Source organism: Micromonospora arborensis, from assembly GCF_003205615.1.
Taxonomy (GTDB): domain Bacteria; phylum Actinomycetota; class Actinomycetes; order Mycobacteriales; family Micromonosporaceae; genus Micromonospora; species Micromonospora arborensis.
Window position 1 is genome coordinate 1 of record NZ_PYBV01000013.1, and the last position, 14140, is coordinate 14140.

The following is a 14140-nucleotide window of genomic DNA, read 5'->3' on the forward strand; positions in this document are numbered from 1 at the left end:
GCCGGCACGGCGCTCGGCGTGGGTACCGCGTTCGCCGGCGCGTCCGCGCCGCAACTGTTCGTGCACGGAGAGTTGGACGAGGTGGTCAACTACGCGGCGGGTAAGGCCGCGTACGACAAGGTGCCCTGGCCGAAGGCGATGCTGAGCCTGCCAAAGGGCGACCACGGGCGGGCTCTGCTCAGTGATGGCGCGACACTGCGGGTCGTCTCGGACACGTCCGTCGAGTTCCTCCGCTGGTCGCTCTACGGCGACGCGGCGGCCAAGAAGCGCATCCACACCGACGCGACGCGTGGCGACATCGCCACCTTCGACGATCACCTCTGAGCCGCGCGCGTCCAGATCCGCACAACATCCAGGAAACAGTGGCCTCCCGCGACGCTGAGGCCACTGTTTCCATGATGTTGTGCGGATCTTGCGCGCGGGGCGCGGGGCGCGGGGCGCGGGGCGGGCGGGGCGCGGGGCGGGGGGGCGGGGCGGGGGGGGGGCGGGGGGGGGGGGGGGGGGGGGGCGGGGGGGGGGGGGGGGGGGGGGGGGGGGGGGGGCGGGCGGGTCAGGCGGTGTGGTCGATGACGACCTTGCCGAAGGCGTCGCCTGAGTGCAGGCGGGCGAAGGCGTCCTCGACCCGGCTGAACGGGACGACCGAGTCCACCACCGGGCGCACCTCGTTGTCGGAGCAGAACGCCAACAACTCGTACAGCTCGCCGGGAGTGCCCATCGAGGTGCCCAGGATCTCCAGCTGCATCGCGAAGACCCGGCGCAGGTTGATCGCCGGCTCGTGCCCGGCGGTCGCGCCGGAGACCACGATCCGGGCCATCGGCGCGGCCGACTTCAGCGAGTGGTCGAAGGTGGCCGCGCCAACCGTCTCGATCACCACGTCGACCCGTTCCGGCAGCCGGGCACCGGGTTCCACGGCGGTAGCGCCGAGGGCCGAGATCCGCTCCCGCTTGGCGGCGTCGCGACTGGTGGCGTACACCCGCTTGCCCATGGCGACGGCGAGCGCGACGGCCGCGGTGGCGACGCCACCGCCCGCGCCCTGGACCAGCACGCTGTCGGCGTCCGCGACGCGGCCCTTGGTGGTCAGCATCCGCCACGCGGTCAGCCAGGCCGTGGGCAGGCACGCCGCGTCGGTGGCCGTCATGCCGTCGGGCAACGGGATCAGGTTCGATCGGGGTACGGCGACCCGCTCGGCGAGGGTCCCGGCGAAGTGCTCGGAGAGGATGGAGACCCCGCGCGGGTCACCAGCGGTGACCACCACCGGGTACACGACCACCGGGTGCCCCTCCGGGTCGACGCCGACCGCGTCGCAGCCGAGGATCATCGGCAGCTGGGCCTTGGTGAGCCCCACTCCGCGCAATGACCAGAGGTCGTGGTGGTTGAGCGAGGTGGCCCGCAACTGCACGGTCACCCAGTCGTCGGCCGGGTGGGTCGGCTCGGGCCGCTCACCGACGGTGAGGGCGGCGAGCGGATCGGCGTCGTCGAAGCTGGAGGCGAAGGCGGCACGCATGATCGGCACGGTAACAAGCTGAGCGCCCGTTAAGAAGGTGCCCGGCCGCCCGGCCCCCGGTGTCCGTCGCTAGCGGCGGGCGACGCCGTCGCGGCGGGCGGCCTCGGCGACCGCCGCGGCGACGGCCGGCGCGACGCGCGGGTCGAGCGGCGAGGGGACGATCGCGTCGGCGGTCAACGACTCGGCCACCACCCCGGCGATGGCGTCCGCGGCGGCGACCTTCATCGCCTCGGTGATCCGGGTGGCGCCGGCGTCCAACGCACCGCGGAACACCCCCGGGAACGCCAGCACGTTGTTGATCTGGTTGGGGTAGTCACTGCGCCCGGTGGCGACCACCGCGACGTGCCGGGCGGCGACCTCGGGGTGCACCTCCGGGGTCGGGTTGGCCAGCGCGAACACGATCCCGCCCGGTGCCATTCCAGCGACCGCGCTCTCGGGGATCTGCCCGCCGGAGACCCCGATCAGGACGTCCGCGTCACGCAGCGCCTCGGTGATGTCGCCGCGGCGGCCGTCCGCGTTGGTGATCTCCGCCAGCTCGGCCTTGGTGCCGGTCAGTTCGGTGCGGTGCCGGCCGATGATGCCCCGGGAGTCGCAGACCACCACCTGGTCAGGGTTGACACCCCCGGCGACCAGCATCTTCGTCACCGCCACCCCGGCTGCGCCCGCGCCGCTCACCGCCACCCGCAGGTCACCGAGCTTGCGGTTGAGCAGGGTCGCGGCGTTGCGCAGCGCGGCGAGCACCACGATCGCGGTGCCGTGCTGGTCGTCGTGGAAGACCGGAATGTCCAGCGCCTCGTCGAGCCGTCGCTCCACCTCGAAGCAGCGCGGCGCGCTGATGTCCTCCAGGTTGATCCCACCGAACGAGGGGGCCAGCGCCCGCACCACGGCGACGATCTCGTCGACGTCCTGGGTGTCCAGGCAGACCGGCACAGCGTCCACCCCGGCGAACTGCTTGAACAGCACCGCCTTGCCCTCCATCACCGGCAGCGCGGCGCGTGGGCCGATGTTGCCGAGCCCGAGCACCGCCGAGCCGTCGGTGACCACCGCGACCGTGTGCGACACCCAGGTGTACTCGTCCACCAGGCTGGGATCGGCGGCGATCGCCTCACACACCCGGGCCACCCCCGGGGTGTACGCCAGGGAGAGATCTTCCCGGCTGGTGAGCGGCACGGTCGAGGTGACGGCCATCTTGCCGCCCCGGTGCAGCAGGAAGACGGGATCGGCGGGGTCCACGGTGGACGAAGACATGGTGGTGACTCCAGGATCTGTCGAGCAGATGGGGCGGCCGGCCCTGCCGCGGAGTGGGCGGCGAGCGGTGGCACGCGGTGCAGGGGGTCACCCGGGCACTTCCGAGCATAGTGTCGACCCTGCCCTGCGGATGTGAGCGGGGTCATAACCGGCGACGACGTACCCGGCCGGGACGCGGCCAGTAGCGGGCCACCACCCGCGCCCGCACGTCGGCCACCCCGTACGCCCGGGAGTCATCGGTGACCAGGTCGTTGTCCCCGCGCAGCCACCAGCCGCCGTCCTGTTGCCGGACCGCACGCTTCACCACCAGCAGTTCCGGACGGGTCCGGAAGACCGCGACCACCACGTCCCCGGGTCGGATCGGGCGGCCCCCGGGGCGCACCAGCACCGCGTCACCGTGCCGCAGCGTCGGTGCCATGGACGGACCGGTCACCAGGACGGCGGTCAGCGGCCCCCGCAATCGCGGTGCCTCAGCCGGGTGATCGGTTCCCACTGGTTTCACCTCCACCCCATCCGGGGAGCATTCCCAGGAGTAATGTCGCCTTTGATCATCGCAAACTTCCCATGGAGGATCCCGATGCGATTTCCCCGCATCCTTGCGCCCCGCGTCACCGCGAGCGCTCACTGCGACCTGCCGTGCGGTGTCTACGACCCGGCCCAGGCCCGGATCGAGGCCGAGTCGGTCAAAATGATCTGCGAGAAGTACCAGGCGAACACCGACCCGGAGTTCCGCACCCGCGCTGTCATCATCAAGGAGCAGCGCGCCGAGCTGGTCAAGCACCACCTCTGGGTGCTGTGGACCGACTACTTCAAGCCGCCGCACTTCGAGAAGTACCCGAACCTGCACAGCCTGTTCAACGAGGCCACCAAGCTCGCCGGCGCCGGTGGCGTCAAGGGCAGCCTCGACCCGGCCACCGCCGACAAGCTGCTCGCGAAGATCGACGAGATCTCGAAGATCTTCTGGGAGACCAAGAAGGCGTGACCGCACCGGTCATTCCGACGATCCGGCCGGCACGTCCCGAGGACGTGCCGGCCGTCGTCGCCATGGTGCACGAGCTGGCGGAGTACGAACGTGCCCCCGACCAGTGCCAGCTGACCGTCGAGCAGTTGGCCACGGCCCTGTTTCCGGCTGCTCCAGACCGCGGCACGGCGTCGGACGCGTCGAGTCCGGCGGCGGCTCCGGCGCTCTTCGGTCACGTCGCGGTCGACGAGCACGACGAGCCGATCGGCTTCGCGCTGTGGTTCCTCAACTTCTCCACCTGGGCCGGCGTGCACGGCATCTACCTGGAGGACCTCTACGTCTCCCCGGCCGCCCGTGGCACCGGGGCCGGTCGGCTGCTGCTCGCCACCCTGGCCGACATCTGCGTACGACGCGGCTATCGGCGGCTGGAGTGGTGGATGATCGACTGGAACCCGGCCGCCGGGTTCTACGCCTCGATCGGCGCGCAGCAGATGAGCGAGTGGGTTCCCTACCGCCTCAGCGGCGACGCGCTGCGCCAACTGGCCGATCAGGCCAGCGTCGTCGGCACGCGTACCGGCGACCGACCGGGTAGAGTCCCCGACCGGGGGGATGAGGCGTGACTCAACTGACTGGCCAGCCAGTGACCGACGACGTGGTGCACCTCACGGTGCCCGCCGACGGCGGTTACCTCGGCGTGCTCCGTACCGCCACCGCAGGTCTCGCGGCCCGGTTGCAGTTCGCGCTCGACGAGATCGAGGATCTGCGGATCGCGGTCGACGAGGCGTGCGCCATGCTGCTCGCCATCGCCACCCGGGACGCCGAGTTGGAGTGCCGTTTCGCGGTCACCGAGGACGCGTTGACCGTCGAGGTGACCGTGCCGACCGTGCGTGGCGCCACACTGCCCGCCGAGTCGTCCTTCGCCTGGAAGGTGCTCACCGCGCTGACCACCTCGGCATCCGCCACCGCCGCCGAGGGTCGAGCCACGATCGCGCTGCTCACCCGACGCTCCGGCGGCTACTGACCAACCCGGCGCACGCCGGCAGCCTCACTCGAAGCCGAGGGCCCGGGTCGTCGGAGGGCTGACCAGCAGCCAGCCCACGCCCAGACCGAGGGCCATCAACGGCACACCCAGCCAGCCGAGCCCCGCCTGGATCATGAACCAGCCGATCGGCAGCAGCATCAGCTGGAGCACGATCGCGGGGGCCCGAGCGCCCGCCTTACGGCGCAGCAGCGCACGGCCCAGCGCCCAGAGCGCGACCGCCGCCCCGGCGGCGAAGGCGGTCACCAGCAGCGCCGACGCCAGATCGGTGGTGGTGGCCGTGAGGTCGGCCCAGACCAGCCAGGCCGCGAGCAGCCCGACGACTGCCGCTTCCGCCCACAGCAGCCGGACCGCCCAGCGGAGCGTGACGGGCAACGGGGCCGAGTCGATGGTCACGCGCGCCACGATACCCGGGCTACCGAGAGGTACAGTGCCGCCCATGCGGGCCGTCCTGGTGGTCAATCCGAAGGCCACCACCACCAGCGAACGCAGCCGGGACGTGCTTGTCCGGGCGCTGCGCAGCGAAGTCGACCTCAGCGTGCGCTACACCCGTCGGCGTGGGCACGCCATGGCGTTGGCCCGGGAGGCCGCTGCGGAGGGCGCCGACCTGGTCGTCACCCTGGGTGGCGACGGCACCGTGAACGAGGTGGTGAACGGTCTGATGACGGCCGACCCGCCGCTGGGCGCCGACGGTGCCACGATGGCCGAGCGGCTGCCCGCGCTGGCGACCGTGCCGGGCGGCTCGACAAACGTGTTCGCCCGTGCGCTGGGCCTGCCCCGGGAGTGGCCGGATGCGACCAGCATGATCCTCGAAGGGTTGCGGCTGGGCCGGAGCCGAACGGTCGGGCTGGGTCGCGCGGACGACCGCTACTTCACCTTCTGCGCGGGGTTCGGCGTGGACGCGGCCGTGATCCACCGGGTGGAGCAGGCCCGGCGGAAGGGTCGGGTGTCCACGCCGTCGCTCTATCTGCGCTCGATCATGAACCAGTACTTCTTCGCCTCGGACCGACGCCATCCGGCGATCGTCCTGGAGCGTCCGGGTGAGCCGGCGGAGGCTGAACTCGCCACCGTCATCATCCAGAACACGGCGCCGTGGACGTACCTGGGCGACCGGGAGGTCAACCCGAACCCGGCGGCGTCGTTCGACCTCGGGCTGGATGTGCTGGCGTTGCGTCAGCTCCGGGTGGCTAGCACAACACGGACAGTGACTCAGTTCCTGTCCCGGCAGCCGGATCCGCGCGGTCGTCAGGTGTTACGACTCCATGACACAGCGGAGTTCACGCTGCTCTCCAGCCGCCCACAGGCGTTCCAGCTGGACGGCGACTATCTTGGCGAGCGGGAGAAAGTCAGATTCACCTCCGTTCCCGCCGCACTGAGAGTAATCTGCTAGGTCTCGGGTACTGCCCTTGGTCGACACGGTGACCGCAGCCGCTTCGGCCGGTCACCGCCACACCGAGGGGTAGGTGCCGGAAATGTCAGCAATGTCACGCGGACTGTACTATATTGATCCTCGGCTGTGGCACGGCGGGTAACCAGGAAAGCACTGGAACCCGGACAAATGGGTTGTGGGCTTGCTCACCGCCCGGAGTTTTTCCGAGCGTCACCCTTGACATCACGACTGTTCGTGAAAGTATTCACAAGCGAACTTGAGTTACCGGGACATTGCCTGGATATGCTCGTCAGGTTGAGCTGTTCCAGCAGGTCCCCGGCGCTAACCGCCTGCTCACGCACTGCCGAATGGACGAACGCTAACTGTCACCATCGGCACTGCGGATGCATATAGGAAAAGCACGACCAAGCAATTGTTGCCACCCATCCAGAATGAGGAGTGTTGCCGCCATGGACTGGCGTCACCATGCTGTCTGCCGCGACGAGGACCCGGAACTGTTCTTCCCGATCGGGACGTCCGGACCGGCTCTCCTGCAGGTCGAGCAGGCCAAGGCCGTCTGCAGGCGCTGCTCCGTGACCGACCAGTGCCTGCAGTGGGCACTCGAGTCTGGTCAGGACGCCGGCGTCTGGGGCGGAATGAGCGAGGAGGAGCGGCGCGCTGTCAAGCGGCGCGGCGGCCTCCGGGTGCTGCGCGCTCACTCCGCCTGATCCCCAACGACACAGCTGTACGCCCCGGTGGGTTCGCCCGCCGGGGCGTTCCGCTGCCCGGCACAGGATCAGCGCGCCGTCACCCTGCCGGTGTCGCTCCGCGCCCACCTGGCTGGTCATCGACCCGGCGCAGCACCAACCCGACCACCTCCGGTGCGTCGGTCAACGGCGCGGCGACCGCCACCGCGCCGGCCGCGCAGGCAGCCTCGGTCACCGCGTCGTGGAACAGACCCGGCGCCAGGAAGTACGCGGACACCGCGACCCGGCCTGCGCCGGCCGCCCGTAGCCGGGACACCGCCACGCCGGTCGCCGGTGGAGCCGCCGACGCGTACGCCACCCGGCAGGGCACCCCGAACTCCACCCCCAGCGCATCCGCGACCTGGCCCACCGAGCGCCGGGCCCGCGCGTCCCGGGTGCCCGCCGCGGCCAACACCAGCGCGTCGAACCGGCCCGGCTGCGCCTCACCGAGTCGACGACGCAGCCCGGCCAGCAGCCCAGGGTCGACCGTTCCGTCCGCCGGGCCGAGCACGTCGGTCACCCGTACCGCCAGCGGTGGCCCGGCCTGCGCCGCCGCGGCGACCGCCGCCGGGATGTCCACCCGATGGTGGTACGCGGCGGTCAGCAGCAGCGGCACCAGCACCGCCCGACGGTGACCGGCCACCGCCAGGTCGCGCAGCACCTCGGTCGGCCCCGGCTCGGTGTGGTCCAGCCAGCTCGCCCACACCGGTGTGCCCGGCCGAGCGGCCGACACGGCCTCGGCCAGCGCCCGGGTCGCATCTGCCGCTCGTGGATCACGGCTGCCGTGCGCGACCAGCACCACCGGGTCCGCCCCGGGGCCGGTGGGGGTCGCCGCCGCGGAGGTCAGACGTGCAGCCCGCACTCGGTCTTCTCGAACATGGCCCACCGGCCGGCCCGCGGGTCCTCGCCGGCCTTGGTCCGGCGTGTGCACGGCCAGCAGCCGATCGACCCGTAGCCCTGCTTGAACAGCTCGTTGACCGGCACGTTGAAGCGGGCGATGTAGGCGTCCACATCCCCCTGGGACCACGCCGCGATCGGGTTGACCTTGACCTTGCCGCGCCGCGCGTCGAAGGTCACCACCGGGGTGTTGGCCCGGCTGGGTGACTCGTCCCGACGCAGACCCGCGGCCCAGGCGTCGTACCCGGTCAGTGCCCGCTCCAGCGGCTCCACCTTGCGGAGCTGACAGCAGTCGTCCGGCGACTTGTTGAACAGCCGGGGGCCGTACTGGCCGTCCTGCTGGCCGACGGTGAGCCGGGGCCGGATCGACCGGACGTTCACCGGGAGCGTCCGGGCGACCTCGTCGCGCACCCGTAGCGTCTCGGGGAAGTGCAGGCCGGTGTCGAGGAAGACCACGTCCACCCCCGGGGCCACCCGGGACACCAGGTGGGCCAGCACGGCATCGGCCATCGAACTGGTGACGCAGAACCGGTCGCCGAAGGTCTGCGCCGCCCAGCGGGCGATCTCCAGCGCCGGGGCGCCCTCCAGGTCGCGAGCCGCCTGCTCGGCCAGCGACCGCAGCTCGTCCGGGTTGCGCCGGGCCGGATCGGCCGGCGTCGGACCACCCGGACCGACCAGGCCCAGGCCGGTGGCGGAGACGAGGCTCATCGGGTCACCGCCCGCGAGAGCAGCCCGGTGAACTTCACCGAGAAGACCCGGGTGCAGGCGTGGCACTCCCAGGCGCCGTGCCCCGCCTCGTGCGGCCGCAGGTCTTCCTCCCCGCAGTACGGGCAGTACAGAGGTGCCGCTCGGTTCTCGCTGCTCACCGCAGTTCCTCCTCGTCGACTCTGATCACCCAGTTGGCGAACGTCTCGCCCTCGCTCCGACCGGCCAGGTATCGGCGGGCCAGCCGCTCCACGTACTCCGGAAGCTCCTCGGCGGTGGTCTTCAGACCGCGTAGCTTGCGGCCGAAACCGGCGGTCTGCCCCTGGGCCATGCCCAGCCCGCCGCCCAGGTGCACCTGGAAACCCTCCACCTGCCGACCGTCCGGGCCGACCACCAGCTGGCCCTTGAGCCCGATGTCGGCCACCTGGGTGCGGGCGCACGCGTTCGGGCAGCCGTTGATGTGGATCGAGATGTCCGCGTCGAAGTCACGCAGCCGCTGCTCCAGCCGGGCCACCAACTCCTCACCGCGGGCCTTCGTCTCGACGATGGCCAACTTGCAGTACTCGATGCCGGTGCAGGCCATCGTGCCGCGCCGCCACGCCGAGGGCCGGGCCTCCAAGCCGATGCCGCGCAGCGCGTCGACAAGCGACTCCGTCCGCTCCGACGGCACGTCGAGCACCAGCAGCTTCTGGTACGGGGTGAGTCGCACCCGGTCACTGCCGTGCGCCTCGACCACGTCGGCCAGTTGGGCGAGCTGCTTGCCGGAGACCCGCCCGACCACCGGGGCCGCGCCCACGTAGTGCCGCCCGTCGGCCTGCTCGTGCACGCCCACGTGGTCGACCGGCTTGGACGGCAGGGTCGGCGCCGGGCCGTCGAGCAGCGTCCGGCCGAGATAGTCCTTCTCCAGGACCTCGCGGAAGCGCTCCACGCCCCAGTCGGCCACCAGGAACTTCAGCCGGGCCCGGTTGCGCAGCCGCCGGTAGCCGTAGTCGCGGAAGATCCCGACCACCCCGGCCCACACGTCGGGCACCTCGGCCAGCGGCACCCAGACGCCGAGCCGCTGGGCGAGCATCGGGTTGGTGGAGAGACCCCCACCGACCCAGACGTCGAAACCCGGGCCGTGCTCGGGGTGGTCGACGCCGAGGAAGGCGATGTCGTTCGACTCGTACGGGGTGTCGACCAGCCAGGAGATCGACGTCTTGAACTTGCGGGGGAGGTTGGAGAACTGCTTGTCCCCGACGTACCGGGCGACGATCTCGTCGATCGCCGGGGTCGGGTCGAGGATCTCGTCGCGGGCCACCCCGGCGACCGGGCTGCCCAGCACGATCCGCGGGCAGTCGCCACACGCCTCGGTGGTCTGCAGGCCGACCGACTCCAGCCGGCGCCAGATCTCCGGCATGTCCTCGACCCGGATCCAGTGGTACTGGATGTTCTGCCGGTCGGTGATGTCGGCGGTGTCCCGCGCGAACTCCCGGGAGATGTCCGCGATCACCCGCAACTGGGCCAGGCTGAGCTGGCCGCCGTCGATGCGGACCCGGAGCATGAAGAACTCGTCCTCCAGCTCGTGCGGCTCCAGCACGGCCGTGCGCCCGCCGTCGATGCCCGCCTTGCGCTGGGTGTAGAGGCCCCACCAGCGGAAACGGCCGCGCAGATCCTGCGGGTCGATGGAGGCGAAGCCGCGGTGGGCGTAGATGGTCTCGATGCGGGCCCGGACGTTCAGCGGGTCGTCGTCCTTCTTGATCCGCTCGTTGGGGTTGAGCGGCTCGCGGTGGCCGAGCGCCCACTGACCCTCACCCCGTGGGCGGCGCGGGGCCCGCGCCGGGCGGGCCGTCGGGCCCTCGGGACGGGCCGGGGTGCTGCTGACCGCCATCGGGGCGTCCTCCGTTGTCTGCTGTGCCTCGGGCGTGCGCGGGGCGCGGCGGCCGGCCCGGCGAAGCGGGCGGGACAACGGTGTCTTCAGACAGCCGGCGCGGAGCGCGCCCGAGACGGATTGGTCGGGCGTCGTCAGTAGGCCGGACAGATCGCGCTGAACACGCGGCCGTAATCGACGTGGCGACGGGCCACGAAGCGGCGGACGACAGCGGCGGTCATGGGGCCTATGCTGCCACACCGCATGGGGGCCGGCCAATGTCCACGTGCGGGATCCCACATCACGGGCCGAACGCTAGCCGACCAGCTGGTCACCGAGGACAGTTCGGGCATAGCGCACCACCCGCCCCTGCCGTACGCCGGCGATCAGGCCGTTGTCCCGCAGCGTGGTGAGGTGGTGCGACCGGCCCGCGATGCCCGCCTGGCGTCCACCGGCTGCCGCGAGCTGACACCCACGACCGGGATAGCCGTGGCAGGCTCGGACCGTGGGCAGATTGTCCGAGAAGTCGACCGGGGCGGCGTGGGGCGACCTGCGCCGCCTGCCGGTCTGGCTTGCCCCGGCGCTGCTGACCCTGGCGGTGACCCTGACCGGGCTGGGCTCCGCCCAGCTCTGGCGCGACGAGTTGGCGACCTGGAGCGCGGCCACCCGGTCACCGCACGACCTGGCCCGGCTGGCCGGCACCATCGACGCCGCCACCGGGCCGTACTACCTGCTGATGCACGGCTGGACCGCGGTCGTCGGCGACTCCACGATCGCCCTCCGCGTACCGGCCGTGCTGGCGATGACCGTGGCCGCCGGGTTGCTCGCCGTGCTCGGCGCCTGGCTCGTCGACCGACGAACCGGCCTCTTCGCCGGGCTGCTGTTCGCGGTGCTCCCCGGCACCTCGCGCTACGGGCAGGAGGCCCGCCCGTACGCGCTGGCCACCATGCTCGCGGTGCTCGCCACCCTGTTGCTGGTGAGCGCGCTCCGTCGGCCGAGCTGGGCCCGTTGGGCCGGGTACGCGGCCGCCGTCGCCGCTCTCGGACTCATCCACCTGATCGCTCTCACCCTGCTCGCCGCGCACGCGCTGATCGTCCTGCTCGCCTGGTGGCGTGGCACGGTCGCGGCCGGCATCGCCGCCCCGGCTGACGGCGGCGCTGAGCGGGACCGGCGGGTATGGCGGTGGGTGGTCGCCGTGGTGCCGGTCGTGCTGCTGGTCATTCCCCTGTTGCTCAAGGCCCGGGCCCAGCGGTCTCGGCAGCTGAACTGGGTCGACCTGGCTCGACTGGACGACCTCACCGCCCTGCCCGGCGGCGTGACCCAGAGCAGCGTGGTGGGCGGCCTGCTGGTCGGGGTCGCCGCGCTCGGCGCGGCCCGGCTCGGGCGGCGTGCCCTGCTGCCGGTGAGCGCGGTGCTGCTGCCCGTGTTGCTGCTCTTCGCCGCCGGCACGGTCGTCGCGCTGTGGGTGCCCCGGTACCTGGTCTTCGTGGTGCCCTTCGCCTGCCTACTGGCGGGCGCGGCGCTGGCCGCGGTGGCCGCGCCGGCCGCGCTCGTCGTGGTGGTCCTGGCCGGGCTGCTCGGCCTGCCCGACCAGACCGCGCTGCGGCGGACCCACGAGTGGCCGCGCAGCGCACCAGTGGACTACGCGGGCGCGGCGCGGGTGATCGCGGACGGTCAGCGGCCGGGCGACGCGGTGGTCTACTCGCCCCGGCAGAGCTGGCTCTTCCTCGACCTCGGCATCGAGTACCACCTCGACGACCCGCCAAGGGACGTGCTGGCCACCGAGGACGAGGTCCGCCGGGGTGACCTGTGGGCCGCCGAGTGCCCACAACCGGCACAGTGCCTGGCCGGTACCACACGGGTGTGGCTGGTCATCTCCGGCCGGCACGCGGAGCCGCTGGCCGCCGTGACCGGGGTCAAGGGCGACGCGCTACGCGCGGACTTCACCGTCGCCCAGGTCTGGCAGCGCCCCGGCCTGACCGTCGCGCTGCTGACCAGCCGCCCCGACCGCTGACCCGCCCGGTTGCCACCTCGGACCCGTCAGTCGGCGGTCCGCCGGAAGCCGCGGCCGGTTGCCCCGCCCATCGTCAGACCGCCGTCCCCTCAGTAGGCGATATACCTGGGAGTCATATCTATGACCCACAGGTATATCGCTCACAACGACAGGACCCCTCGGGCGCGACGCGCCGCCCTGCCGGACGGCGAACGCACCGCGCGCGACGGTCAGGCCTGCGAGCGGCCTTCGTGGGCGTTGCGGGCGAGCGGGACGACAAGCATCGCCTCGGTGCCGCCGTTGGCACCGGCGCGCAGCTCGATGGTGCCGCGCAGCTCCCCGGTGACCAGGGCTCGGACGATCTGCAGGCCGAGGCGGCTGCCGCGTTCGGCGTCGAAGTCGGGCGGCAGCCCACGCCCGTTGTCCGTCACCGAGACATGCAGCATCTTGCGGAACCGGTGCGCCGACACCACCACCTCCGGCCGCACCGACGGGTCGGCCTCCGCAACGGCGGCCGGCACGAATGCAGGGCCGGCCACGGCGGAGGCGGGCTCGTCGTCCGCCTCGTCGGCCGGCGGGAAGCCGTGCTCGACGGCGTTGAGCAGCAGCTCGTTGAGGACCATCACCAGCGAGGTCGCGATCTCCGCCGGCAGCACACCGAAGCTGCCCCGCCGACGCATGCCGACGCTCACCTCGGTCGCGGCCACCTCGGTCGCGGCACTGGCCACCCGGTCGACGATGCCGTCGAACTCGACCGCCTCGTCGCTGGACATGGAGAGCGTCTCGTGCACCAGCGCGATCGAGGCGACCCGGCGGACCGACTCCTCCAGGGCGACCCGGGCCTCCGGCATGGCCACCCGGCGGGCCTGCAACCGCAGCAGCGCGGCAACGGTCTGGAGGTTGTTCTTCACCCGGTGGTGGATCTCCCGGATCGTGGCGTCCTTGGTGATCAGGGCCCGATCGCGGCGGCGAACCTCGGTGATGTCCCGCACCAGCACGAGCGCGCCGATCGGCACCCCGGCCGGCATCAGTGGCAGCGCCCGGGTGAGCATCGTCGCGCCACGTGCGTCGATCTCGCGTCGGGGCGGCGCCTCACCGCGCAGCGCGGCCAGGATGCCGTTCGACGCCTCGGTGCCGTCCAGCGGGTCGCCGGCGAGCCGGCGGTGCAGCGCGGCCAGGTCCTCGCCCACCAGATGGGAGGCGTAACCCAACCGGCGGTACGCCGACTGCGCGTTCGGGCTCGCGTAGGTGACCTTGCCGCCGGCGTCCAGCCGCACCAGGCCGTCACCGACCCGGGGCGCGGAGGTGGTCTCACCCGGGTGCCGGGGTGGCGGGAAGGTGCCGTCCGCGATCATCTGGGCCAGGTCGTCGGCCGTGGTCAGGTAGTTGAGCTCAAGCTGGCTGGGGGTACGCGCGGTGGAGAGGTTGGTGTCCCGGCCCACCACGGCGATGACCTCTCCGGCCTCCCCCTCGGCGGTTCGCAGACGGACCGGAATCGCCTCGTGCCGGGCGGGAACGTCGCCGTACCAGACCGGGTCGCCCTCCCGCCAGATCCGGCCCTGGGAGTACGCCACCCCCAGGTGCGCCACCTCCGACCCGCCGACGATCCGTCCCACCTGGTCGTCCTGGTAGGCGGTGGGTGCGGTGGTCGGGCGGACCTGGGCGACGCAGAGAAACGTGCCGTCGGCGTCGACCGGCACCCAGAGCAGCAGGTCAGCGAAGGACAGATCGGAGAGCAACTGCCAGTCGCCGGCGATCCGGTGCAGGTGGTCGATGTCGGCCGGACGGAGATGGGTGTGCTCCTCGGCGAGGTCGCGCAGCGTGGACAC

At 72.1% G+C, this 14140-nt stretch carries 15 protein-coding genes and 1 pseudogene; 7 read left to right on the forward strand and 9 right to left on the reverse strand.

The features are described from left to right. Nucleotides 1-324 (forward strand): annotated as a pseudogene (locus tag C7C45_RS10515) (alpha/beta hydrolase family protein); the annotation flags it as partial. A 226-nt stretch (nucleotides 325-550) separates the two neighbouring features. On the opposite strand, the gene C7C45_RS10525 reads toward C7C45_RS10515, so the two are convergent. The 3 genes from C7C45_RS10525 to C7C45_RS10535 all read right to left on the reverse strand — a co-directional run bounded on the left by C7C45_RS10525 (nucleotide 551) and on the right by C7C45_RS10535 (nucleotide 3245). Continuing rightward, nucleotides 551-1513, reverse strand: coding sequence for a zinc-binding dehydrogenase (locus C7C45_RS10525; RefSeq protein WP_110563450.1), 963 nt, complete (start codon nucleotides 1511-1513; stop codon nucleotides 551-553). 60 nt (nucleotides 1514-1573) lie between these two features. After that, nucleotides 1574-2752 (reverse strand): NAD(P)-dependent malic enzyme, encoded by a 1179-nt coding sequence (locus C7C45_RS10530; RefSeq protein ID WP_110563451.1) that lies wholly within the window; start codon nucleotides 2750-2752, stop codon nucleotides 1574-1576. 142 nt (nucleotides 2753-2894) lie between these two features. Beyond that, nucleotides 2895-3245 (reverse strand): S24/S26 family peptidase, encoded by a 351-nt coding sequence (locus C7C45_RS10535; RefSeq protein WP_244200323.1) that lies wholly within the window; start codon nucleotides 3243-3245, stop codon nucleotides 2895-2897. A gap of 84 nt (nucleotides 3246-3329) precedes the next feature. On the opposite strand from C7C45_RS10535, the gene sodN reads away from it, so the two are divergent. From sodN to C7C45_RS10550, 3 genes are read left to right on the forward strand one after another with little or no spacing between them, the layout of a single operon-like run. Next, on the forward strand, nucleotides 3330-3734 hold the full coding sequence (gene sodN, locus C7C45_RS10540; protein WP_110563452.1) for a superoxide dismutase, Ni: 405 nt from the start codon (nucleotides 3330-3332) through the stop codon (nucleotides 3732-3734). Beyond that, nucleotides 3731-4333, forward strand: coding sequence for a GNAT family N-acetyltransferase (locus tag C7C45_RS10545; protein ID WP_110563453.1), 603 nt, complete (start codon nucleotides 3731-3733; stop codon nucleotides 4331-4333). The genes sodN and C7C45_RS10545 overlap by 4 nt, the downstream gene beginning before the upstream one ends. Continuing rightward, nucleotides 4330-4734, forward strand: a complete 405-nt coding sequence (locus C7C45_RS10550; RefSeq protein WP_110563454.1) for an ATP-binding protein — start codon at nucleotides 4330-4332, stop codon at nucleotides 4732-4734. Before C7C45_RS10545 ends, C7C45_RS10550 begins: the two co-directional genes overlap by 4 nt. Nucleotides 4735-4758: 24 nt before the next feature. Here C7C45_RS10550 and C7C45_RS10555 read toward each other — a convergent pair whose 3' ends face one another. After that, entirely contained in the window at nucleotides 4759-5148 is a 390-nt protein-coding gene (locus C7C45_RS10555) for a hypothetical protein (protein ID WP_110563596.1), read from the reverse strand. 43 nt (nucleotides 5149-5191) lie between these two features. Between C7C45_RS10555 and C7C45_RS10560 the strand changes: the two genes are divergently transcribed. Both C7C45_RS10560 and C7C45_RS10565 read left to right on the forward strand, forming a co-directional pair. Then, on the forward strand, nucleotides 5192-6142 hold the full coding sequence (locus C7C45_RS10560; RefSeq protein WP_110563455.1) for a diacylglycerol/lipid kinase family protein: 951 nt from the start codon (nucleotides 5192-5194) through the stop codon (nucleotides 6140-6142). A gap of 449 nt (nucleotides 6143-6591) precedes the next feature. Next, a complete protein-coding gene (locus C7C45_RS10565) occupies nucleotides 6592-6849 on the forward strand; it encodes a WhiB family transcriptional regulator (RefSeq protein ID WP_007072794.1) in 258 nt (85 codons plus the stop codon). A 79-nt stretch (nucleotides 6850-6928) separates the two neighbouring features. Here C7C45_RS10565 and C7C45_RS10570 read toward each other — a convergent pair whose 3' ends face one another. Genes C7C45_RS10570 through C7C45_RS10580 form a run of 4 tightly spaced genes read right to left on the reverse strand, consistent with a single transcriptional unit; the run spans nucleotide 6929 to nucleotide 10339 of the window. Beyond that, nucleotides 6929-7729, reverse strand: a complete 801-nt coding sequence (locus tag C7C45_RS10570; RefSeq protein ID WP_110563456.1) for a sirohydrochlorin chelatase — start codon at nucleotides 7727-7729, stop codon at nucleotides 6929-6931. Continuing rightward, on the reverse strand, nucleotides 7711-8472 hold the full coding sequence (locus tag C7C45_RS10575) for a phosphoadenylyl-sulfate reductase (protein ID WP_110563457.1): 762 nt from the start codon (nucleotides 8470-8472) through the stop codon (nucleotides 7711-7713). Before C7C45_RS10575 ends, C7C45_RS10570 begins: the two co-directional genes overlap by 19 nt. Continuing rightward, complete coding sequence (locus tag C7C45_RS34000; RefSeq protein ID WP_167393614.1) at nucleotides 8469-8630, reverse strand: hypothetical protein; 162 nt, start codon at nucleotides 8628-8630, stop codon at nucleotides 8469-8471. Before C7C45_RS34000 ends, C7C45_RS10575 begins: the two co-directional genes overlap by 4 nt. Then, the gene (locus C7C45_RS10580; RefSeq protein ID WP_110563458.1) at nucleotides 8627-10339 is read right to left on the reverse strand and encodes a nitrite/sulfite reductase; all 1713 of its coding nucleotides are present in this window, start codon (nucleotides 10337-10339) and stop codon (nucleotides 8627-8629) included. Before C7C45_RS10580 ends, C7C45_RS34000 begins: the two co-directional genes overlap by 4 nt. 484 nt (nucleotides 10340-10823) lie before the next feature. On the opposite strand from C7C45_RS10580, the gene C7C45_RS10585 reads away from it, so the two are divergent. Further along, nucleotides 10824-12332: a glycosyltransferase family 39 protein gene (locus tag C7C45_RS10585; protein ID WP_110563459.1), complete on the forward strand. Its 1509-nt coding sequence runs from the start codon at nucleotides 10824-10826 to the stop codon at nucleotides 12330-12332. Nucleotides 12333-12541: 209 nt separating this feature from the next. On the opposite strand, the gene C7C45_RS10590 is transcribed toward C7C45_RS10585, so the two are convergent. Then, nucleotides 12542-14140, reverse strand: a complete 1599-nt coding sequence (locus C7C45_RS10590) for a PAS domain-containing sensor histidine kinase (protein WP_110563460.1) — start codon at nucleotides 14138-14140, stop codon at nucleotides 12542-12544.

Coding starts and splice junctions, on each gene's coding strand:
- sodN (WP_110563452.1), top strand. CDS start 3,330: ATGCGATTTCCCCGCATCCTTGCGCCCCGCGTCACCGCGAGCGCTCAC.
- C7C45_RS10530 (WP_110563451.1), bottom strand. CDS start 2,752: ATGTCTTCGTCCACCGTGGACCCCGCCGATCCCGTCTTCCTGCTGCAC.
- C7C45_RS10560 (WP_110563455.1), top strand. CDS start 5,192: ATGCGGGCCGTCCTGGTGGTCAATCCGAAGGCCACCACCACCAGCGAA.
- C7C45_RS10580 (WP_110563458.1), bottom strand. CDS start 10,339: ATGGCGGTCAGCAGCACCCCGGCCCGTCCCGAGGGCCCGACGGCCCGC.
- C7C45_RS10575 (WP_110563457.1), bottom strand. CDS start 8,472: ATGAGCCTCGTCTCCGCCACCGGCCTGGGCCTGGTCGGTCCGGGTGGT.
- C7C45_RS10565 (WP_007072794.1), top strand. CDS start 6,592: ATGGACTGGCGTCACCATGCTGTCTGCCGCGACGAGGACCCGGAACTG.